This is a genomic window from Brucella pseudintermedia, assembly GCF_008932435.1.
GTDB lineage: Bacteria > Pseudomonadota > Alphaproteobacteria > Rhizobiales > Rhizobiaceae > Brucella > Brucella pseudintermedia.
The window spans coordinates 258,840-280,616 of record NZ_WBWE01000001.1 but is presented as its reverse complement, the minus strand read 5'-3'; the positions used below and the strand labels follow the sequence as shown (position 1 = coordinate 280,616).

The window sequence follows — 21,777 nt, the reverse complement described above, 5'->3', positions numbered from 1 at the left end:
ATGACAGCGTGATACAGCCAATAAAGCAGCCGGATTTCAAAGAACTTTTCGCGACCTTCGGCAAGATCGGGCTTCTGTCCTTTGGCGGGCCGGCGGCGCAGATCGCCATGCTGCAACGCGTTCTCGTGGATGAAAAGAAATGGATGGATCAGGAGCGGCTGATCCATGCGCTCAATTTCTGCATGTTGCTGCCGGGGCCGGAAGCCATGCAGCTTGCGACCTATTCCGGCTGGGCGGTCAAAGGCTGGCGCGGCGGCCTGCTGGCGGGGCTTTTGTTCGTGCTGCCCGGTGCGGCGGTCATGCTTGCATTGTCGGCAATCTATATTGCCTTCGGACATGTGGACGTGGTGGCCGGGCTGTTGTTCGGCCTGAAGGCTGCGGTTCTGGCCGTGGTTTTCGAAGCGCTGTACCGGATGGGAAAGCGCACGCTCGCTTCCGGCTTTTCCTATTGCGTAGCCGTTGCGGCATTTATCGCCATAGCGCTTTTGAAATTGCCGTTTCCGCTTGTCGTTCTGCTGGCGGCACTTGCCGGTGGCCTGCGACACGTGGTTGAGGGGAATGGTGCAGCAACAGTTCTGGGCGAGGCGACGCCCGGTGCCTTGCACGAATTCACGCAGCAGGCGCTGATCTGGGGCGGGCTGTGGCTTTTGCCTTTGCTTGGGCTGTTCTTGGCTTTTGGCGGCTCGCATGTCTTCGTGCAGGAAGCGGCTTTCTTCTCGAAGCTTGCCGCGGTGACATTTGGCGGCGCTTATGCAGCGCTTTCCTATACGGCGCAGCAGGCGGTCGAGCATTTCGGCTGGATGAAGCCGGGAGAAATGCTGACCGGGCTTGGGCTGGCGGAAACCACGCCGGGACCGCTGATCCTCGTGCTGGTTTTCGTCGGCTTTGTGGGGGCTGCGAACCTGTCCGGCCTGCCGCCGCTTCTGGGCGGCTTTTTCGGCGGGCTGATCGCGCTGTGGTTCACCTTCGTGCCGTGTTTCCTATGGATATTGGCAGGTGCGCCTTTCGTCGAGCGGCTGCGTCAGGTGCGCTGGCTGTCGGCGATGCTGGGCGGGATTACGGCTGCAGTCGTTGGCGTTATCGCCAATCTGGCGCTGTGGTTCTCGCTGCATGTCCTGTTTTCGCAGGTGGTGGAGAAGGCTGTCGGGCCTTTCACATTGCCGCTGCCGGTCTGGAGCACAATAGACAATGCCGCCGTCCTGATCGCAGGCGCGGCGGCATTGTTGCTTGTCGTCTTCAGGATGAACATGCCGCTCGTGCTGTTGCTGGCGGCATGTTTCGGGATCGCCCTCAGGCTGTTGTTTTAGTCGAAGAGGCTGGAAACCGACTCTTCCGCTGCCGTGCGGGCGATGGCTTCGCCGATGAGGTCCGAGATCGACAGCACGCGGATATTCGGCGCATCGTTGATGGCGGTGGTCGGCTGGATGGAATCGGTGATGACCAGTTCCTTCAGCTTTGACGAGGCGATACGAGCAACCGCGCCGCCGGACAGAACGCCATGCGTGATATAGGCGGTGACGCTGTTTGCGCCCTTGTTGAGCAGGGCTTCGGCTGCGTTGCAGAGCGTGCCGCCGGAATCGACGATATCGTCGAACAGCAGGCAGTCCTTGCCGGAAACATCACCGATGACGTTCATGACTTCCGATTCACCCGGGCGCTCGCGGCGCTTGTCGACGATGGCAAGCTGCGCATCGATGCGCTTGGCCAGCGAGCGGGCGCGCACCACGCCGCCGACGTCCGGCGAGACGACCATGCAATTGCCGGTGGCGTAATTGGCCTTCACATCGCGGGCGATGACCGGAACGGCATAGAGATTGTCGGTCGGGATATCGAAGAAGCCCTGGATCTGACCGGCGTGAAGGTCAAGCGTCAGGACGCGGTTGGCGCCGGCTTCGGTGATGAGATTGGCGACGAGCTTGGCCGAGATCGGCGTGCGCGGACCGGGCTTGCGGTCCTGACGGGCATAGCCGAAATAGGGCAGGACGGCGGTGATGCGACGGGCCGAGGAACGGCGGAAGGCATCGATCATGATGAGCAGTTCCATCAGGTGATCGTTTGCCGGATAGGAGGTCGATTGCAGAACGAATACGTCTTCGCCGCGCACGTTTTCCTGAATCTCTACGAAGATTTCCTGATCGGCGAAGCGGCGCACGCTGGCCTTACCGAGCGGAATGTTGAGATATTGAGCAACGGATTCGGCAAGAACCCGGTTGGAGTTGCCTGCGAAAAGTTTCATTCTTTTGCCTCTGACGCCGATGCGGTCGCGGTTTGCAGTCTGGTTGTTGCAAAAGTCCGCCGGAACGGACAATCTCAAAAATTTTAAAGCTGCGTACTTATCTGACGGGATCAAGTACAGCAGCTTGCAGGTTCTTTCGGATGCGGGGGCTATTGCAAAGAGTCACAGTTATTGCAAGGCCCGAAGGAACACAATTGCTCCAAAAAGGCCGGAAATCCGGCTTTCCCACAATATGCAAAACCGATTCAGCAAAAGATTTCAGCCTTTTGCCGCGAAAGGACCGGTTCATGCGCGATTTGCCGCAAGCCAGGTGGAATATTCCTGAATGGTGCGGTCGGCGATTGCCTGCATGGCGGAAGCCGGAACGACGCTCCATGAGTCTGCTGCCGCGCCCTGAACTTTCTCCTGACCCTGTATGCGGTGAAGGCGGTTGCCGGACGCATCCAGCACGTCCCAGACGTAGAGAACCGTGGTCTGGTTATCTTCCGAAAGAACGGAGAAATATCCCTTCATGACATAGGCCGCACTCGGGTCGTTATTGCCCGCAAGCTCGATGCCCTTGGCCTTGGCGTCGTCATTGATGCGATGCGTGAGCGGCGTGACCACATTGACCGGCGCGCCGACAATGGGGGCGATATGCAGCTTGCCCGGCTTCAGGCCCGCACTGCGTTGCGGCGCGGCTGGCGCGCCGGTTGCGGGCGCGGTGCCGGTTGGGGTCGTTGCCGCGGGTTGCGCGGCGCCCGCGGCTGGCGTCGCCGGGGCAACGGCCTGCCCGGAACTCTGATTGCTGCCCTGTACGTTCAAAGCGGATTCAGTGCTGTTGCAGGCGGCAAGTAACCCGGTAAGCAACAGCAGCAACGAAAGATGTGCCTTGTTCATGTTCGGCTTCATGCTCCTGAAGGCGCAGGTTCCCTGCGGTAGGGCATTTCAGTTCTGTTCAGTCGACTTTTCCTGACGTGCCGTTTTATCGCCGATTGCGCCTCATTTGACAATCATATCAAGAGAATGGCGGGATAATGGCTGAGCTGCGCCATTTGTTGTGAGATATGTCTGCCCCAGCGTCATGGCGGTCTGCGTGTCGGAATCCATGATGATCATATGGGCGAAAAGCGTCATGTCCGGCTGGATGCTTTCCGGGTTTCCGGCATAGAACATCTGCGGATCCATCCATGATGGGGTGAAGCGCGCGCCCACCGAATAACCGCAGGCGTTGAGCCGGTGGCGGGTGAGGCCGTGCGCTTCCATGGTCCGCGCATGGGCGTCGAACACGTCGCCGAATGTCGAGGCGGGGGTCATTGCCGCTTCCACGGCTTCCAGCGCCTCGCGCGCGGCGGCATAAAGCTCCAGATGATGCGCGGTCGGCTTGCCGACGATCAGCGTGCGCATCATCGGCGCGTGATAATGCCGGAACACGCCCGACCATTCGAGCGTGAGCTGGTCGTTCTTGTTCAGCTTGCGCCGGCCCGATTTGTAGCGGCAGAGCAGGGCGTCGTCGCCCGAGCCGATGATATATTCGTTCGCCGGATAGTCGCCGTCGCCCGCGAAATTGGCGCTCATCATCGCAGCCAGAATATCGGCTTCGCTCGCGCCGCCCTTGGTCAGCTTGATCGCCGCATCCAGCGCGTCGTCGCTCAGTTCCGCAGCGCGCCTGGCATAGGCGATTTCGGCGGGGCTTTTGAGAAGGCGCAGGCGGTCCACCATGCCGGACGCATCGTAAAGCTTGGCGAAGCTCTGCAACTGTTCGTCCAGCTTGCGCGCATTGGCGCCGGTGAGGCCATGCGTCTGGTATTCGATGCCGATCCGCGTGCCGAGCAGCTCAAGGTCGGTCAGGATATTGCGCAGGTCCGAGGCCGGATTGGCATTGTCGCGGTCGGTCCAGACGACGATGTTCTCGATATTCGACGTATGGCGCGCCTGCCGCAGATCGGCGGAGCGCGTCATTAGCACCATCGATCCGTCGGCTTTCACCACGAGGCACTGGAAAAAGCAGAAGCCGAATGTGTCATAGCCGGTCAGCCAGTACATGCTCTCCTGCGCGAACAGCAGAAGCGCATCCAGCTTCTCCTCCTCCATCTTCAAGATCAGTCGGTCGCGACGTGCGGCGAATTCTTCCGGCTCGAAGTGAAGGGCCATGCGGTTCTCCTAATCTTCTATGATGGCGATCGCTGCAATCTGACGCCCGTAATCGGGTTCGTTGCGATGGGTGGTGCGCCGGTAGGAATAGAACTGTTCCTCATCGGCATAGGTGCATTGGCGCAGGGATTCGGCCTTTACGCCAGCCTTCGTCAGACGGTCGGTGATGAATGTCCACAGGTCGAACAGCTTGTGGTCTGCCTTGTCCGATGGACGGAAATAGGCGGTATAGGCCGGGTCCCTGCCGATGAACTCGGCATAGAATTCCGGTCCGACCTCATAGTTTTCCGGTCCGATGGTCGGTCCCAGAACGGCGACGATATTTTCGCGCTTCGCGCCAAGCCCGATCATGGCCTCGATGGTGTTTTCAAGAACGCCGCCAAAAGCGCCGCGCCATCCGGCATGGGCGGAACCGATGATTCCGGCTTCATGATCGGCAAAAAGCACCGGGCCGCAATCGGCGGAAAGCGCGCCGATGGCAATGCCGGGAACATTGGTCACCATGGCGTCGGCCTTGGGGCGCGGGCTGCCGAAAGGTTCGGTGACGCGGATAACATCGGGCGAATGGACCTGATGCACCGTCATGAGATGATCGGGCGCAACGCCAAGGGTTGCTGCGACACGGCGGCGATTCTCCGCGACCTTTTCCGGCACATCGTTCGATCCGCTGCCGACATTGAGGCCCGTATAGATGCCATCGGAAACGCCGCCCTTGCGGGTGAAAAAGCCATGCGCGATCCGCTTCCCGTTCTGCGCCACGGGCTTTTCAAGGAGAGGCGAACGGAGCGGTTGCGGCGTGTCTGTCATGGCAATCTCGTTTCAAACGGCGGGATGGTGGGGGAGCTCGGACGGCTTGTCAATCGCGGCTTTCTAAAAGAGCGTGATCTGGTAGTTCTCATTCAAAAGGCAAAAGACGTGTCTGCCGGTCACTCAATGCGAGAACCTTGAACAAGGTTCCCATCTGATCGGGCGCGGCCAGCCTTTCGACGTCCTGTCGGATTTTCTCCTGAAACGCCGCATCCTTGCCCGCGCCGAGCCGCCCGGCGCGATCAGCTAAGCCCATTGCAAGCAGAAACTCGCCCTGCGTCATGGTTCCGGTCTTGCAGCCGCAGGCTTTTGCGGTCTTCTCCAGACTGTCGAAATCGACATGGCTGGTGAGATCGGCTTCGCCCGGATGGGCGAACACATCGTCAAACCCGTGTTTCAGCATGGCTTGCAGCGTGTCGCCAAAGCCGGATTCCAGATGGCCGTAATCGATGTTGAGCGCCGCGCCGCGCGTTGTCGCGATACGGCTGGCGATTTCCTGCATCAAGGCCGTGCGCGCCGGGGCTGCTTCAAAGATAGCCCCTTCTTCTGCGTCTGCGTGACCTTGCGGCAGGAGAGCGGGGTCTATGCCGCCCAGACCGCTGACGAATTGAAACGCGTCCTTCTCGTCGAGCGCGATCATCCGTTCGACAAAGCGGCCACCCACCTTGACGAATTGCCGGAACGGGATCGCGTCGAACAGCTCATTGGTAACGAGGATCAGCGGCCCATCGGCGGGAATATCGGCGAAACGCTCGAACCAGTCGATCTTCGCGCCTGCATCGGCCAGCTTTTCCTTCTGTCTTTCGACAAGGCGCGGGCTGGTTTCGACCATGGCAACATGCGCATGGGCCAGCATTTGCGGGGCAAGCCTGCCGATGGTGCGCAGCATGTCGCTCATCAGCGTGCCGCGACCGGGGCCGATCTCGCACAGCACCACATTATCCGGGCGTCCCAGCGCATCCCATTCGCTGACGCACCATATGCCGATCAGTTCGCCGAACATCTGGCTCACCTCCGGCGCGGTGATGAAATCGCCGTCGCGTCCGAAAGGTTCGCGCGTGGTGTAATAGCCCGCCTCGCGGTCGCCGAGGCAGGCGGCCATGTAATCGGCGACACTGATCGGCCCGGAGGCGGCGATCAGGCGTTTCAGCCGGTCTTTCAGCGAGAGGTCAGGCATCCTTTGCCGCGGCCCGGTTTGCGCGCCACATGGCCCAGAGCCCGATCAGCACCATCGGGACCGAAAGCACCATGCCCATGGTAAGCCATCCGCCGAAGAGATAGCCGAGCTGTGCGTCCGGCTCGCGGAAGAATTCGACCACGATGCGGCTGAGGCCGTAGCCGGTGACGAATGCGCCCGCGAGGAAGCCCGGCTTCTTCAGCTTGCGCCCGACCCAGACGAGCAGGAACAGCACGAAGAACAGTACCAACCCCTCAAGGAAGGCTTCATAAAGCTGGCTTGGATGGCGCGGCAGCGGACCGCCATTGGGGAAATAGACCGCCCAAGGCACATCGCTGACGCGGCCCCATAGTTCCGAATTGATGAAATTGGCGACGCGCACCACGCCAAGCCCGACCGGAACACCGGCGGCAATCGTGTCGAACATGCTCCACACCCTGATGCCGCGCGAGCGGGCAAACAGGAACATGGCGAGCGTCGTGCCCAGAATGCCGCCGTGGAACGACATGCCGCCATCCCACACCGCCGGAATGGCGAGCGGGTTGGAGATGTAAAAGGAGAAATTATAGAAGAGCACATAGCCGATGCGCCCACCCAGCACGACGCCGAGCGCCGCCCAGATGACGAAATCGTCGAGCGCTTCGGGCGCCATGGGCGGCTGGTTGTTCGCCCACAGGCGGTGGCTTCGCAGGAGCTTCTTGCCGTACCACCAGGCGAACATGATGCCCACGACATAGCCGAGGCCGTACCAGTGCACTGCCAGCGGCCCGATCCTGAAAATCACCGGATCGATATTGGGGAAGGCGAGCGCCGATACGGGCAGCAACGTCTCGATCATGAAATCACTCCATTTTGTGAGGGGAACATGCTGGACGAAGTTTCGGCGGTCAAGCCGGGTTTGGATTAATCACGATTGCAGGCCCGCGCTTGCATCGCAACGGAGACAGCCCTATTTCAAATTCAGGGTCGAGCAGGCCGTTAAACAGATAGGAAGAAAGCCATGACCAGCGGACAGAACCGGGTTCTCGATGAACTCGCCAAGCTTGTGACGGATGCGGCAGGCGCTGCGCAGGGCGTGCGCCGCGAAGTGGAAACGGCGCTGCGTTCGCAGGGCGAACGCGTGCTGAACACGCTCGATGTCGTGCAGCGCGAAGACTTCGAAGCCGTTCGCGAAATGGCGATCAAGGCACGCGCGGAAAACAGCGCCTTGCTGGCAAGAATCGAAGCTCTCGAAGCGCGTCTTGCGAAATTGGAAGCCGATTCCGATGCCAAAACGGCAAAATCGGCTTCAACTTCGGCAAAATCCAAAAATAATCCCTGATTATTTATTAACAGGCCGCAAGCGGCAAAAACCCTTGTCTTAGAGTCGGTTAAGGCAAGGGTCGCGGCCCGCCCCCCGCATATTTCCACATGCTTTCATGTCTCTTTTTTGAAAAGGGGCTGGCGTTCAGATTCAGCATCAATAGACTGAAAACACTACATGATTCGTAATGCGGTCATGTGGGCGGCGGCGAGGGGCTGTGTGTCAGGTTTCGCGTCTTTCAGGCTGCTTTCCAGTATCAGTTGCGTATGTGCGTGTGCCATTGGGGCGCTTGCATGCCACCGTGCATGCCGGTTCCTCGACCGATCAATTCGTGCCTGTTTTCCTGCGCCTGTTCTTGCGCGGTGACCGGCGCGGGCGGGCAGTTACCTGCACGCCGGGAATTAGGAAACATCTGGGGGCAGATGATTCCCAGAACAGGAAACGGACATGAGCCTTCTTGAGCTTGAATTCGCACGTGAGGCGCATCCGGTGGATGTGATCGAACAGGTCGCGCATTCAAACGACTGGACGTTCGAGCGGACTGGCGACGACGAAATCGCAATCTCGGTTGCGGGCAACTGGACTGACTATCACATCTCGTTTTCCTGGATGGAGGATTTCGAGGCATTGCATCTGGCCTGCGCATTCGACATCAAGGTGGCCGAGCCACGCGTCAACGAAGTGATGCGCCTGCTTTCGCTCATCAACGAAAAACTGCTGATGGGCCATTTCGATCTCTGGCAGCAGGAAGGCGCGATCATGTATCGCCAGTCGCTGCTGCTGGCAGGCGGCGCGGAGCCGACCAGCCGTCAGGTGGAAGTGCTGCTTTCGGCGGCGCTGGAAGCCTGCGAGGCCTATTTTCAGGCTTTTCAGTTCGTGGTCTGGTCGGGCGTGACGGCCCGCGAGGCGCTGGAGAGTGTGGTGTTCGAGACAGTCGGTCGCGCCTGAGAGCCTGTTCCAAAAGTCACCCTGTGCGGCTGCAAATGGCAATTTATCTGCGTTCCGGTGCTCACGTACATTCAAGTACGCTCCGCTCCGGTACTCGAAAATCGCCATTTTCGCACGCACATGACGCTTTTGAATTCAGGCTCTCATTCGATCGTGAGTGAGTGAGGGGGAGTAAAAAATGAGCGAAGCCACCACCATAAGCTGGGCGGATTTCGAAAAGGTCGATATCCGCAGCGGAACCATCGTGGAAGCCGTGCCATTTCCTGAAGCGCGCAAGCCCGCCTACAAGCTGAAGATCGATTTCGGCGAAAAGATCGGCATCAAGAAATCATCGGCCCAGATTACCAAGCGCTATACGGCAGAAGAATTGATCGGCAAACAGGTCATGGCTGTGGTGAATTTTCCGCCCCGCCAGATCGGTCCCTTCATGTCGGAGGTGCTGACGCTCGGCATGCCGGATGAAAACGGTGAAGTGGTCCTCGCAGCCATCGACAAGCCGGTGCCAAACGGCGGCAAGCTTTATTAAGAGCGTGATGATTTCGCGTTGAGCAACCGCGTCGACCCCTCATCCTGAGGAGGCTTCTGAGCTTGCGAAGGAGCCGTCTCGAAGGACGAGGGCAGGCACTGTGGCAGGCATTGGGCGTTTTCCCTCAGCCCTTCGAGACGCCGTTTTCAACGGCTCCTCAGGATGAGGGAAAAGAAGCGTGAAAACTCCTGCTTATCGCTTTGCTCTGAAGTTTATTTCCCCAGCCCCAAGCCAGAACGCCTGGAGAATTTCCAGCAAAAGTATGAAACGGTTTTTCTGTTAGAACAGGAACCGCTCTAAGCCGGAATGTGGATGATGGCGCGGAGGCCGCCCAGCGGCGAATCTTCCAGCGAAATGTCACCGCCATGGCTGCGCGCGATGTCGCGCGCAATGGCAAGCCCGAGCCCCCCCGTGCCGCCGGAATCCTGCGTTCGCGCCTCATCCAGCCGGACGAATGGCTTAAACACATCTTCCCGCCGGTCTTCCGGAATGCCCGGCCCGTCATCGTCCACGACCACTTTCAGCCAGCCTTCGACATGCGAAATGGAAAGCTCGACATTTTGCGCATGACGGAAGGCGTTTGAAACCAGGTTGCTGACCAGACGCGAGAAGGCATTGGGGCGCACATGGACCTCGCTGTCGCCCTCGATGCGGTATTTGAAGCCGCGTTCGCGCAGCCGCGCCTCGTTCTCCAGCTTTTCGCACAGCCGGGAGACATCATAGCTTGCCGTTTCTTCCGAACCTTCGCCGCGCGCAAAGGCGAGATAGCCTTCCAGCATGGTCTGCATGTCGGCGATATCCTGATTGAGCGGCTCGGTGTCGATGGAATGGCCAGCCAGCGCCAGTTGCAGCTTGAAGCGGGTGAGGATGGTGCGCAGGTCGTGGCTGACGCCGGACAGCATGGCCGTGCGCTGCTCGATCTGGCGCTCGATGCGCGAGCGCATCTGGATGAAGGCAATGCCCGCGCGGCGCACTTCCTCCGCGCCGCGCGGGTGAAAACCTTCGGGCATGGGGCGTCCCTTGCCGAAACTTTCCGCCGCCTCGGCAAGCTGCTGGATCGGCTTGATCTGGTTGCGCAGGAAGGCGATGGCGATGATGAGCAGAACGAGCGCGGTACCCACCATCCACGTCAGGAAGATGCCGGTATTGGACGCATAGGCCTGACTGCGCCTTGCAAAGACGCGCAACACCTTGTCCTCAAGCTTGATGCGGATTTCGATGAGATCGGAATCGCCTACCGTATCCACCCAGAAGGGCCGGTTGATCTGGCGGGTGATTTCTTCGCTGAGGAAGTAATCGAGAATGGCGAAGAACGGCTTCGGTCCGGGCGGCGGCAGCGGATCCGGCGGCAGGATCGAGATATTCAGCGCCAGCCGCTGCTGCGCGATGCGGATGAGATTATCGTAGCCGGGTTCCTGCGGATAGGTCTCCAGAATGTCGATGATCGCGGAAATATCGCGCACGACGGCGGTGGAAAGACGTTCCGTCACCATCTGCCAGTGACGTTCCATGAACACATAGGCGATCACGGATTGCAGCAGCACCATCGGCGCGATGATGATGATGAGCGAGCGCGCATAAAGCCCCTTTGGCATGATGCGGGCCAACCAGCGGGAGAATTTTCTCAAGGGCGATTTCATCGTGTCAGGCCCACACTGGCTGCGGCACAGGAACGGCATTCGCGGCTGGCGATGGCGTTCCCGGTGTGCGGCGCAACCGGAAAGCTCTTTTCAGGCTGCGCTTCGCGTTCTGTGAGAATACCATTTCCGATCGCACTATCCCGGCACTGCCGATTGCTACTCGATGCTCAGCTTGTAGCCGATGCCGCGCACGGTCTGGAGCCAGACCGGATTGGCCGGGTCCTGCTCGATCTTGCGGCGTAGGCGATTGATCTGGACGTCAATCGTGCGCTCGCCGACATCGCCGTCCTGACCGGTCAACTCGTGACGCGGGATCGTTTCACCGGCGCGCTCGGCGAAAATCGCCATGATGTCCTGCTCGCGATCGGTCAGCTTGATCGTTTCGGAACCCTTTTTCAGCTCGCGACGCGGGATGAAGAACGTATAGGGGCCGAACACGATCTGTTCGATCTTGGGCTGCGCCGGAGGCGCGCCGCGCCGCAAAATATTGTTGATGCGAAGCGTCAGCTCGCGGGGATCGAAGGGCTTCGGCAGATAGTCGTCCGCGCCAGCGGCGAGCCCGTCGATGCGGTTGTCGGTTTCCGACAAAGCCGTCAGCATGAGGATGGGGACATTCTTCTTTTCGCGCAGCGAGCGCGTCAGCGAAACGCCGGTTTCGCCCGGCATCATGACGTCGAGGATCAGAAGGTCGAAATCGATGCCTTCCAGCTTGCGGCGCGCTTCGGCGGCGCTGCCGGCAATGGTGACACGGAAACCGCTATTGGTCAGATATTGCGAAAGAAGGCTGCGGATGCGCGTGTCGTCGTCAACGACGAGGAGATGCGGCGCGTCATCCGAGAGCGTTTTTTCTTCTTCTGCTGCCATGGCGTCTTTCGATCCCGTTCTGATAATTTCGCTTCAGCATTGCGGCTTAAGCCCGATGCTTTGGCACGCATATTACCGACAGGAATGCGGCACGTCCATTCACTGCCTGCACGGGCCTGCTTTTATGCAAGCACTAACTGCTACGATGCGTAACACTCGTATCAAGCTGGCCGGGACGAGGGATCGTCGGCAGAAAATTCGTCGATCTGCGGACGCCGTTCGGGATTGACCATATTATAGAGAAAGCGCTCGATCACCGCGCGGTCCTGCGGGCCGCAATCCTCCAGCGCGCGCGCGATGCGCCGCGACTGCGGAAGGGCCAGCGCAAGCGTCAGCTCACGGCCGCTGCGGGTCGGATAAAGCTTGCGGTGGCGGCGGTCATGCAGGCCGGTCGCCTGAACGACATGGCCGGTATCGATGAGCTGCTTGAGCACACGCGAAAGGCTTTGCTTCGTTATGCGCAGAACCTCCAGCAGTTCGGCAACCGTCATGCCGGGCTTGCGGTTGATGAAGTAAAGAACGCGGTGATGCGCCCGCCCGAATCCGATCTTTTCCAGAATGAGATCAGGGTCGGCGGTGAAATCGCGATAGGAAAAAAACAGAAGTTCGATCACGTTGAGGTCGGCCGCCTCCTCAGCCGTCAACGGATTGCTTATATAATTCAGATCGTTCGTCGAATTCACATCGGTGCTCCGTTCTGTTGCGTTAAATATGTCAGCATTATTGACATAATTCAATCGCCCAGATAATTTTCGATAAGCGTGAGCTGGCTTTTTTGGAATAATGTTTGCGCTGACGCGTGCATGGAGGAGGAATAATTGCGCTGGCCGGTCTGCCGCCGCTCGTCCGAGGACGGATGGCGAGAAGGGTCCCCGCAATATTCGATCCCTGTGGAGGATTTATTTTCTGTCCATGCATGCTCCGGCTGGATTTCGCGCAATATGTTTGCGTGACCTCAAAGCATTTTGAACAAAAAGGCCAGCAATTACGCAGAAAAAGGTGGTCGTCTCACCATTTATATCGATTTAACTGGGGAAGACGGGTCGCGGAGAAGTTTGTCCGGTCTGAAATCGGCCTGAAACCGTGTCGAGACAGCGCCGCGAGGAAAGTCAAGGAGCAAGAAAATGGCTGCGATTCCATTCGATCAACGGGACGGATTCATCTGGCTGGACGGAGAATTCGTCGACTGGAAGGATGCAAAAATCCATGTGCTGACCCATGGCCTGCATTATGCAAGCGCCGTGTTTGAAGGCGAGCGCGCCTATGGCGGCGAGATATTCAAGCTCAATGAGCATACCGAACGCCTGCATGAGTCCGCGCGCATTCTCGGTTTCGAGATTCCTTTCAGCGTCGAAGAAATCAACGATGCCTGCCGCGAACTGCTCAAGAAACAGGGTTTCGAGGATGCCTATGTGCGCCCGATCGCGTGGCGCGGCTCGGATTCGCTGGGCGTTTCGGCGCAGAACAACCGCATTCATCTGGCCATCGCGATCTGGCAATGGCCGAGCTATTTCTCGCCGGAAGAAAAAATGAAGGGCATCCGGCTCGACGTTGCCGAATATCGCCGCCCCGACCCGCGCACCGCGCCGTCGCGCTCGAAAGCGTCCGGTCTCTACATGATCTGCACGATCTCCAAACATGCCGCCGAGGCCAAGGGCTATGCGGATGCGCTGATGCTCGACTGGCGCGGGCAGGTTGCGGAAGCAACCGGCGCCAATGTGTTCTTCGTCAAGGACGGGGCGCTGCACACGCCGAAGCCCGACTGCTTCCTCGACGGCATTACGCGCCGCACGATCATTGATCTTGCCAAGCGCCGCGGCATCGAAGTCATCGAGCGGGCGATCATGCCGGAAGAACTTGCCGGTTTCTCCGAATGCTTCCTGTGCGGCACGGCAGCGGAAGTGACGCCGGTTTCGGAGATCGGCCAATACCGGTTCAAGCCTTCCGAAATCACAAATCTTCTGATGAATGACTATTCGGCAGAAGTTCAGCCGAAGCGCGCTGCGGCGGAGTAACTGGGTTTTAAACAGAAAAAGAGCGGTCTTCGGGCCGCTTCTTTGTTTTTCCGTCGCTTATTGTTTGACATTGCCAAGTTTCCGCACATGATTTTTTTTGCCGGAGTCGCGCTATTCCGGTTTAAAACTCAGATGGGGTGACGATTATGGAAGCTCTACTACCTCTCATTCTTCAGCTGGTCGCTGGCGCGGTTGGCGGCAACATCGCAGGCGCAGTCAAGAATATCAGTCTGGGAACCACGGGTAACACGGTGGCGGGCGGCATCGGCGGTGTCATCCTCGGTCAGCTGCTTCCGATGCTGTCCGGCGGCGGTCTCGATTCCGTGCTCAATGGCGTTGTCGGCCAACTGGCTGGCGGCGGCGTCGGCGGTATCGTACTCACGGCCATTGTCGGCCTGATCAAGAACGCGATGGCCGCCAAGGCCTGATGCATCGCAGAACGTAAGGTTGTGGGGACAACCGGCTAGAGCATCGGCCCGAAAATCGGAATCGATTTTCGGAAAGCACGATGTGTAGATTCGATAGGTTAGAGCGACCTTTGTGGGTCTGTGAGGACGCACGCCGCTCTAGACGAACTGTCGGGGCGCATTCCGAAAACCTTGAAACGGCTTTCGGCCAGGGCGTTCCGTACAATCCTGGAGAGGGGAAACGGGCGGCGATCAGCCGCCCGTATCTATTTAGAGCTTCACCTGACGGGTCGGGCACACTATCTGTGGCGGAAGCGCTGCTGTTTATTTTGAGTGGAGTAACACTATGGGGCAATTGCAGGCCATTATCGTTCCCGTCACGCCTTTCCAGCAGAATTGCACCATCCTGTTCGACAGCGAGAGCAAGAAGGGCGTGGTGATCGATCCGGGCGGTGATCTCGACCGCATTCTGGACGCGATTGGATCTCAGGCGGTCAACGTCGAGGCTATCTGGATCACGCACGGCCATATCGACCATGCCGGGGCTGCGCTCGACCTCAAGGAAGCGCTGGACGTGGACATTATCGGCCCGCACAAGGATGACAAGTTCCTGCTCGACAATCTGGAAGCGACGGGCCTGAAATACGGCATCATTCAGGGCGTGCGCAACGTGACGCCGGATCGCTGGCTGAACGAGGGCGACAAGGTTTCCGTTGCCGGGCACGTGTTCGACGTCTTCCACACGCCGGGTCACGCGCCGGGCCATGTGGTGTTCTTCAACCCGGAAGCGCGATTCGCGATTGTCGGCGACGTGCTGTTCAACGGCTCGGTCGGGCGCACCGACCTGCCGGGCGGCGACCACGCGGCGCTGATTCGCTCCATCAAGGAAAAACTGCTGCCGCTTGGCGACGATATCGGCTTCATCTGCGGGCATGGCCCGGGCGGGCGGTTCGGAGAGGAGCGGCGCTCCAATCCGTTCCTCAACGATATCGGATATGCATGAATGAAAAAGCCGCCGGAAGGGCGGCTTTTTGCTGAGTGCCTCAAGCGGTTCCTGTTTTAACGGAACCGCTCTATCTGTCTGTTTTCCGCGATCTCAGTTGGCAGAGCAGAAATGATCGCGCCCGTCATAGCCGCGATAGGTGCCGGTGTTCGGGTTGAACGACCGGTAGCGGTCGGAGCAATACTGATACCAGCCGCGGCTCCATGGCTCATAGCCTGCGCGGTAATAGGTTGCCTGACGCACCGGCGCTGCCGGATAATAGGCTGGCGGCGGCGGGGGCGGCGCGTAGACCGGAGCAGGCTGCACATAGGTCGGCTGCGATGGCTGGCTAAGTGCGCTGCCGAGAAGGGCGCCTGCGGCGAGGCCGATCACGCCAGCCGCGACAGCGTCGCTATGGTCGCGATGCCGCTCACGGTAGTAAGGACGGTCCCAGCCGCCGCGATCCCAACCAGGACGACCCCAGGAATCTGCCGATGCCGTCGCAAGCGGCGCGGCCACAGCCGCGAGGGATGCCGCTGCCAGAATGGCTGTTTTCGCAAATCGGTTCATTGTTCGCTCCTTCAGAAGCTCGACTGCAATGTCTCCGGTACGTTGGCCCGAAAGGGGCACGCATCGTTTATGAATAACTAATTAACTCTTTCGACATGAATGGAGGCTGAACAATGGTGAAACGCGGCGGAAAGCGGCCAGTTTCCGGTAAATTACGTGCAGTATCTGTAATATTTCGCGCTCAAATAGGGGAGACGCCAAACAGGCAATAAAAAACCCCGGCAGAAGCCGGGGCAAGTGGTAGGTTCTTTTATGAACGATCAGCCGGTAACGGTGATGTTCACGGCCTTCGGGCCCTTGCCGCGACGATCCGGTTCCGTCTCGTAGGAAACCTTCTGATTGTCTGCGAGGCCCGTGAGGCCAGAAGCCTGTACTGCGGAGATGTGTACGAAGATATCTGCGCCACCATCGTCCGGCTTGATGAAACCGAAACCTTTTTCGGTATTGAAGAATTTGACCTGTCCGGTCTGTGCCATGGGATCCGTTCCTTTTCCTTGGCGCCGCCGCTCCCGTAGGGACGGCGGTATTACGATTTCTGCCAAGCGCACCACACACCCGGCAGAGGGTTATGCAGGCAGTTCTCGACATTGGGAAGGAACCGATCATTGCCGAAGGGGAGCCTTCGACCCGGAACTTATAGCGGCCCCGGCACGCCGTTCTTCCAGTCTTCCATTTGTTCGCTAAATGCCCGAACAGATGGAGACTGATCTATGAAGCGGTATTTGGCAAGCAAATTCTTCGGGGAGGACATGATTGGTTATCTTCGAACCGGTATCGTTTGAATTTTTTACGAAAGTTTCAAGAAAATCATCGGTCGAATCCCAAAACAGAACAGGGTTTCCCCAATATATTGCTGATTTAGCAGGTACTCACCGCGTTTTTCTCATCGGTTGCGCAAAACTATGCATGCGCCGCCGGCTGCGCGCAGTTTTGTGCAAATGCCGTCGGCTTCCCCTCGGCTGTCGGCGCCGATGCGAACCGCATAGATGCCGCGGCGTCCCATGGGCGTGCGTATCCGGCTGACGACCGGCTCGTGGCCCGCGAGCACGGCGCTGAATTGCCTGCGCAGGCGCGCCCACTGATTGACGGCAGCGCTGCGGCGGAAATTGCCCGCAACCTGTATGCCCCACGGCTTCGGCTTGACGCGCGACATTGGAATGGTGGCGCTGCGGATGATCGGCAGGCGCTTGCAGGCGTCTTCAAAGGCGAGCTTGGGATCAAGCGGACGGTTCACGATCTCCTTGCCGGCAGCGAAATCGTCGGCGGGCACGCCGGTAATATCCAGTACGTAATTTTCTGTTTCGAGCGGCAGAAATCCGCCGGATCGCATCCAACTGGAAACACGCCCCGCGCCTGCATTATAGGCGGCGGCTGCAAGGCCCCAATTGCCGAAAGCGCCTTTCAGGTCTCGTAGGAAACTCGCCGAGGCGGGAATGGCCTGCTCGATATCGAAGGGATCGGCCAGCCCGCGTTCCTTCGCGGTATAGGGCATGAATTGTGCGATGCCTTCGGCCCCGACCGGGCTCACCGCCTTGTGGTCGAACCGGCTTTCCTTCCAGATCAGCCGCGCGAAGAAATCGCGCGGGATTCCGTGGGTGTCGGCATTGGCGCCGATGAGCTGGCAGATGCGGTCGACAGTCGGGGCGTCCTTCTCCGGCGGCAAGGGGGGCGGCGAGTGGACCGGCGGGTTCGGTTCGCTCGCCGCGTGGGACGAAACGATGCCGTAAGGCAGGCTGAAAAGCTGCGAAACGAGGATAACCGCTATGCTATGCCTGTAACGATTCATGCTGCCTGTTCCGCCCCTCAACTTCGGCCAAGGTAACCTATATGAGCGGGTTGTCGATATGGTCCGCAAGGTTTTGCACTTTTGCGAAAGGACTTGCCCTTATTGAAGGCTGCGCCATTTTAGACTTCGGGACAGAGGGAGAGGAAAATGCAATTTCATCGTTTTAAACAATTGGCCGCGCTTGCGGGCGCGCTACTTCTTGCCGGTTGCGTCGCGGAAGGCGGGGTCGATCATCGTCCGCCGCTGCGGCCCGGACCGTCGCAGCCCCAAATGTGCCCGATGATCTATGCGCCGGTCTGCGCGCAGCGCGGCTCTTCGCGCAAAACGTTTGGCAATTCATGCCAGGCGCGGGCGGAAGGCTATCGCGTTGTTTCAAACGGCCAATGCTCGTCGCGGCCCGGCTCCGGCTGGGGTGGACAGGGTGTCGGTCCGGTGCGCCCGCCGCATCAGGGCAACAGGCCGGGCGCAGGCGCCTGCACTCGCGAATATATGCCGGTTTGCGCGCGGCGCGGCAACGACAGGCGCACTTTCCCCAACCGTTGCGAAGCCGACCGTGCAGGCTATCGAATCATGAGCAGCGGGCAGTGCCGGTAGGCCGAACACCAATGGGGATATGGGAAGGCCGCAAAATGCGGCCTTTCCAATTTATTCCCTAAGAGGTTTTCTCACCGCCCCGGTCGGCCTGTCTTGTCGGGCGATACCCATTCAATTGGGGGGTATAACATTACAGTTTGATGATGCAGATCTCTCAAATGCTCGCAAAAGTTGTTGATATCTGGATTTAGTATCAGGTTATATTTTAGGATTAGATATATTGAAGCGCTAAGCAAATCACTGCCAATGAGCGCCTTTCTTGGTAGCGTGAACTCCTCAGAATTTTCATTTGGAGATCGGTAGAACAATGCCAAAAGCAATTACAGAGTTGAAAATTGCGATGAGTAAAGCCCTGCATAATTTGGCTCAATCCGGCGATGCTTCCAATAATAATGTGATAAAATATCTTCGTAAAAACCATTCTGACCTTATCTCTGAAAGTAAATTACAACTAGAAGAAATTGCATTTCGGCGCATCCTAAATGAAATTGTTTCCAGAAATGCTAACGTTTTCTCAAATTCACAGACTGATATTTTCGGACAAGATCAGGGACTGAAATCTTTATACTCGATAAAAGTGGACGGCGAGCGAAAGCGGGTCCCCATTGAGAATATAAAAATAACTACAATTATAGAAGATTTGGAAGAGAAAGAGGCCAGAAGAGCCAAGAAAAATAAAAATGAGAAGCTAATTGAGAGTCTCAAAGCGCTTCTAGCTCACTCCGGATCAAACGACATCACCTATGGTGATGCACTAAAAGCTTACATGGACAACAGTGTTTGATTAGGTAAACGGAAACCGGGGCCTGTTCACCGCCCCGGTCGGCCTGTCTTGCCGGGACGGCGCTTCTTGCGCGCGGTTTCTGCCGGGTCCTCGTAAGAGCCGATGCCGGCGCGCTCACGGCGGATCGCTGCATCGTTGCCGCCGCTCGGCACTTCCGTCCGCTTCACCGTCATCTCGTCCAGCGTGTTCTTGCGGAACAGCGGTTTTGCCATATCCGTGCCCGGTCCCATATCGTCAAGCGACGGTTTCTGGAACAAGGACGGCTTGCCAAGCGGGCGCGTCGTATCCGCACCCATTTCATCCAGCGTCGGCTTGCGGAAGCGCGAATTACCGGAGGGCTTGCCCTTGTTGCGGCTGGCACCGGCGTCGCCCGCCTCGAATTCGCGTGCCAGCGGGTCGTCGGCGATGGCCAATTCCGTCTCGCGCAGGCGCTTGATCTCGTCGCGCAGCCGCGCGGCCTTTTCGAAGTCGAGATCGGCAGCGGCGTCGCGCATCTGCTTTTCCAGATGCTCCAGATGGGCGGCAAGGTTGTTGCCCATCATCGCGCCTTCTTCCGCGAAGCCCGAAATATCCGCCCGGACATGATCGCGCTCGTAAACCGAGCCGAGAATATCCGAGATATTCTTCTTCACCGAAGCAGGCGTGATGCCGTGTTCCTCGTTATAGGCGATCTGCTTTTCGCGGCGGCGGCTGGTTTCGTCCATCGCGCGCTGCATCGAGCCGGTAATATTGTCGGCATAGAGAATGACCTTGCCGTCAACGTTACGCGCCGCGCGGCCGATGGTCTGGATGAGCGAGGTTTCCGAACGCAGGAAGCCTTCCTTGTCGGCGTCGAGAATGGCGACGAAGCCGCATTCGGGAATGTCGAGACCTTCGCGCAGCAGGTTGATGCCGACCAGCACGTCGAAAGCGCCAAGCCGCAGGTCGCGGATAATCTCGATGCGCTCCAGCGTGTCGATATCCGAATGCATGTAGCGCACGCGCACGCCCTGTTCATGCAGATATTCGGTCAGGTCTTCCGCCATGCGCTTGGTCAGCACGGTGACCAGCGTGCGGTAGCCTTTTGCCGCCGTATCGCGAATTTCACCGAGCACGTCATCGACCTGCGTTTTGGCGGGGCGGATTTCGACCGGCGGGTCGATCAGCCCGGTCGGGCGGATGACCTGTTCTGCGAACACGCCGCCTGCTTCTTCCATTTCCCAGCCGCCCGGCGTCGCCGAAACGGCGATGGTTTGCGGGCGCATGGCATCCCATTCCTCGAAGCGGAGCGGGCGGTTGTCCATGCAGGATGGCAGGCGGAAGCCATATTCGGCAAGCGTTGCCTTGCGGCGGAAGTCGCCGCGATACATGCCGCCGATCTGCGGAACGGTGACGTGGCTTTCATCGATGAAAACCAGCGCATTGTCGGGGATATATTCAAACAGGGTCGGCGGCGGCTCGCCGGGGTTGCGCCCGGTCAGATAGCGCGAATAGTTTTCGATGCCCGCGCAGGAACCGGTCGCTTCCAGCATTTCGAGGTCGAAGGTGGTGCGCTGGTCGAGCCGCTGCGCTTCCAGCAGGCGACCGGCGCGGGTCAGTTCGTCAAGCCGGTGCTTCAGCTCTTCCTTGATCGACTTGATCGCCTGATTGAGCGTCGGGCGCGGCGTCACATAGTGCGAGTTCGCGTAGATCTTCACCGATTTGAGCTCGCCGGTCTTCTGGCCGGTCAGCGGGTCGAACTCGGTAATGGATTCGATCTCGTCACCGAAAAGCGAAATGCGCCAGGCGCGGTCCTCAAGGTGGGCCGGGAACAGTTCGATCGTGTCGCCGCGCACGCGGAACGAGCCGCGCACGAAATTGATGTCCTGACGCTTGTATTGCTGCGCCACGAGGTCGGCGAGAAGCTGGCGCTGGTCGAGCCGGTCGCCGATCTTCATTTCAAAGGTCATGGCCGTATAGGTTTCGACCGAACCAATACCGTAGATGCACGATACGGAGGCGACGATGATCACGTCGTCGCGCTCAAGCAGCGCACGGGTGGCTGAGTGGCGCATCCGGTCGATCTGCTCGTTGATGGACGATTCCTTCTCGATATAAGTGTCCGAGCGCGGCACATAGGCTTCCGGCTGGTAGTAATCGTAGTAGGAAACGAAATATTCGACAGCGTTGTTCGGAAAGAAGTTCTTGAACTCACCATAAAGCTGCGCGGCCAAAGTCTTGTTGGGCGCGAGAATCAGGGCAGGGCGCTGCGTCTGCTGGATGACCTGCGCCATGGTGAAGGTCTTGCCGGAGCCGGTGACGCCGAGCAGAACCTGCGTGCGGTCATTGTTCTCCAACCCTTCCACCAGATCGCGAATGGCCGTCGGCTGGTCGCCGGACGGTTCGAACTCGGTCTCCATGCGGATCGGCACGCCGCCTTCGGATTTCTCCGGGCGGGCGGGGCGGTGCGGGGTCCACAGCTCGCCATTCTTGAACAGCGGATTGCCGGAGGCGATCAGGTCCGACAGGGCCTGAACCGTCGCCGTCGCGCCGGACGGGTTCAGGCCTGCGGCGTCTTCAAGGCTGATGTCGAGACCGGCGACAGGATTGAGGCCAGCCGCCGCGCGTTCCTTGGCGGAAGCCGCGCCGCCCATCGACGTGCCGCGGCCCGTGCGCGAGGCTTCCTTGCTGCGCTCGGGAATCTTCTTGGGTTGTTTTGGATTTTTTGCGCGCAGCTTGGCCGCCTCATCGCCGATTTCCTTTGCCCAATCAGCAATGGACCCGGATAGGGGCGCGCCGGAAAACCCGGCCTGTGGCGCTTCACCGAAGCCGCCAGCCTTGTCGTGCGAATCCTGGGAGTGTTTGTCTTTTGAGGAAGCCATGGCCCTATATTGTTACCGCATGTCTTAAGCGGAACCGGTTTCCACTTTCCGCGTCATGCTTCCAATATGGAATTTCAACGCCCAAATGAAAAGGGCGAGAAGGTGGAATCCTTCACGCCCTCAACATATCCAACGATGCTCCTGACAGAAGGCTGTCAGGAGCAG

Annotated in this window: 22 protein-coding genes; 9 read left to right on the top strand and 13 right to left on the bottom strand. The window is 59.0% G+C overall.

The window, feature by feature from the left end; all coding sequences use genetic code 11:
* Positions 1-8 precede the first annotated feature (8 nt).
* Positions 9-1,307, top strand: coding sequence for a chromate efflux transporter (gene chrA, locus F9K78_RS01320; RefSeq protein WP_121985975.1), 1,299 nt, complete (start codon positions 9-11; stop codon positions 1,305-1,307).
* On the opposite strand, the gene F9K78_RS01315 is transcribed toward chrA, so the two are convergent.
* The 6 genes from F9K78_RS01315 to lgt all read right to left on the bottom strand — a co-directional run bounded on the left by F9K78_RS01315 (position 1,304) and on the right by lgt (position 7,191).
* Positions 1,304-2,236, bottom strand: coding sequence for a ribose-phosphate pyrophosphokinase (locus F9K78_RS01315; protein ID WP_061345920.1), 933 nt, complete (start codon positions 2,234-2,236; stop codon positions 1,304-1,306). The genes chrA and F9K78_RS01315 overlap by 4 nt on opposite strands.
* Before the next feature lie 285 nt (positions 2,237-2,521).
* Positions 2,522-3,127, bottom strand: coding sequence for a hypothetical protein (locus F9K78_RS01310; protein WP_121985976.1), 606 nt, complete (start codon positions 3,125-3,127; stop codon positions 2,522-2,524).
* Between the two features lie 90 nt (positions 3,128-3,217).
* A complete protein-coding gene (locus F9K78_RS01305) occupies positions 3,218-4,369 on the bottom strand; it encodes a M24 family metallopeptidase (RefSeq protein ID WP_121985977.1) in 1,152 nt (383 codons plus the stop codon).
* A gap of 9 nt (positions 4,370-4,378) precedes the next feature.
* The gene (gene pgeF, locus F9K78_RS01300) at positions 4,379-5,176 is read right to left on the bottom strand and encodes a peptidoglycan editing factor PgeF (RefSeq protein WP_121986040.1); all 798 of its coding nucleotides are present in this window, start codon (positions 5,174-5,176) and stop codon (positions 4,379-4,381) included.
* Positions 5,177-5,264: 88 nt separating this feature from the next.
* Positions 5,265-6,353, bottom strand: coding sequence for a class I SAM-dependent methyltransferase (locus F9K78_RS01290; protein ID WP_121985978.1), 1,089 nt, complete (start codon positions 6,351-6,353; stop codon positions 5,265-5,267).
* Positions 6,346-7,191: a prolipoprotein diacylglyceryl transferase gene (gene lgt / locus F9K78_RS01285; protein WP_121985979.1), complete on the bottom strand. Its 846-nt coding sequence runs from the start codon at positions 7,189-7,191 to the stop codon at positions 6,346-6,348. The genes F9K78_RS01290 and lgt overlap by 8 nt, the downstream gene beginning before the upstream one ends.
* 162 nt (positions 7,192-7,353) lie before the next feature.
* On the opposite strand from lgt, the gene F9K78_RS01280 reads away from it, so the two are divergent.
* From F9K78_RS01280 to F9K78_RS01270, 3 genes are all read left to right on the top strand, one after another.
* A complete protein-coding gene (locus F9K78_RS01280; protein ID WP_121985980.1) occupies positions 7,354-7,674 on the top strand; it encodes an accessory factor UbiK family protein in 321 nt (106 codons plus the stop codon).
* 429 nt (positions 7,675-8,103) lie between these two features.
* Positions 8,104-8,604 (top strand): type III secretion system chaperone family protein, encoded by a 501-nt coding sequence (locus F9K78_RS01275; protein WP_006467319.1) that lies wholly within the window; start codon positions 8,104-8,106, stop codon positions 8,602-8,604.
* A gap of 178 nt (positions 8,605-8,782) precedes the next feature.
* Positions 8,783-9,130 (top strand): tRNA-binding protein, encoded by a 348-nt coding sequence (locus F9K78_RS01270; protein WP_121985981.1) that lies wholly within the window; start codon positions 8,783-8,785, stop codon positions 9,128-9,130.
* Between the two features lie 296 nt (positions 9,131-9,426).
* On the opposite strand, the gene F9K78_RS01265 is transcribed toward F9K78_RS01270, so the two are convergent.
* The 3 genes from F9K78_RS01265 to F9K78_RS01255 all read right to left on the bottom strand — a co-directional run bounded on the left by F9K78_RS01265 (position 9,427) and on the right by F9K78_RS01255 (position 12,317).
* Entirely contained in the window at positions 9,427-10,770 is a 1,344-nt protein-coding gene (locus tag F9K78_RS01265) for an ATP-binding protein (protein WP_121982450.1), read from the bottom strand.
* Positions 10,771-10,926: 156 nt separating this feature from the next.
* Positions 10,927-11,634 carry a response regulator gene (locus tag F9K78_RS01260; RefSeq protein WP_121982449.1) on the bottom strand — a complete coding sequence of 236 codons (708 nt, stop codon included), beginning with the start codon at positions 11,632-11,634 and terminating at the stop codon, positions 10,927-10,929.
* Between the two features lie 161 nt (positions 11,635-11,795).
* On the bottom strand, positions 11,796-12,317 hold the full coding sequence (locus tag F9K78_RS01255) for a MarR family winged helix-turn-helix transcriptional regulator (RefSeq protein WP_121982485.1): 522 nt from the start codon (positions 12,315-12,317) through the stop codon (positions 11,796-11,798).
* 441 nt (positions 12,318-12,758) lie between these two features.
* Here F9K78_RS01255 and F9K78_RS01250 point away from each other — a divergent pair, with 441 nt between their 5' ends.
* The 3 genes from F9K78_RS01250 (at position 12,759) to F9K78_RS01240 (ending at position 15,059) form a co-directional block, all read left to right on the top strand.
* Entirely contained in the window at positions 12,759-13,649 is an 891-nt protein-coding gene (locus F9K78_RS01250; protein ID WP_121985983.1) for a branched-chain amino acid aminotransferase, read from the top strand.
* Between the two features lie 146 nt (positions 13,650-13,795).
* Complete coding sequence (locus tag F9K78_RS01245) at positions 13,796-14,077, top strand: hypothetical protein (protein WP_006471911.1); 282 nt, start codon at positions 13,796-13,798, stop codon at positions 14,075-14,077.
* Positions 14,078-14,402: 325 nt separating this feature from the next.
* A complete protein-coding gene (locus F9K78_RS01240; protein WP_121985985.1) occupies positions 14,403-15,059 on the top strand; it encodes an MBL fold metallo-hydrolase in 657 nt (218 codons plus the stop codon).
* A gap of 93 nt (positions 15,060-15,152) precedes the next feature.
* Here the strand turns inward: F9K78_RS01240 and F9K78_RS01235 are convergent, their stop codons facing one another.
* From F9K78_RS01235 to F9K78_RS01225, 3 genes are all read right to left on the bottom strand, one after another.
* The gene (locus F9K78_RS01235; protein WP_121982445.1) at positions 15,153-15,608 is read right to left on the bottom strand and encodes a BA14K family protein; all 456 of its coding nucleotides are present in this window, start codon (positions 15,606-15,608) and stop codon (positions 15,153-15,155) included.
* A gap of 260 nt (positions 15,609-15,868) precedes the next feature.
* Positions 15,869-16,084, bottom strand: a complete 216-nt coding sequence (locus tag F9K78_RS01230) for a cold-shock protein (RefSeq protein WP_006471910.1) — start codon at positions 16,082-16,084, stop codon at positions 15,869-15,871.
* Between the two features lie 407 nt (positions 16,085-16,491).
* Positions 16,492-17,394: an SPOR domain-containing protein gene (locus F9K78_RS01225; protein ID WP_235925375.1), complete on the bottom strand. Its 903-nt coding sequence runs from the start codon at positions 17,392-17,394 to the stop codon at positions 16,492-16,494.
* Positions 17,395-17,541: 147 nt separating this feature from the next.
* Between F9K78_RS01225 and F9K78_RS01220 the strand changes: the two genes are divergently transcribed.
* Complete coding sequence (locus tag F9K78_RS01220; protein WP_121985986.1) at positions 17,542-17,988, top strand: Kazal-type serine protease inhibitor family protein; 447 nt, start codon at positions 17,542-17,544, stop codon at positions 17,986-17,988.
* Positions 17,989-18,295: 307 nt separating this feature from the next.
* Positions 18,296-18,772 carry a hypothetical protein gene (locus tag F9K78_RS01215; protein WP_121985987.1) on the top strand — a complete coding sequence of 159 codons (477 nt, stop codon included), beginning with the start codon at positions 18,296-18,298 and terminating at the stop codon, positions 18,770-18,772.
* 26 nt (positions 18,773-18,798) lie between these two features.
* Here the strand turns inward: F9K78_RS01215 and uvrB are convergent, their stop codons facing one another.
* Positions 18,799-21,612 carry an excinuclease ABC subunit UvrB gene (uvrB, locus tag F9K78_RS01210; protein WP_151682030.1) on the bottom strand — a complete coding sequence of 938 codons (2,814 nt, stop codon included), beginning with the start codon at positions 21,610-21,612 and terminating at the stop codon, positions 18,799-18,801.
* Positions 21,613-21,777 lie beyond the last annotated feature (165 nt).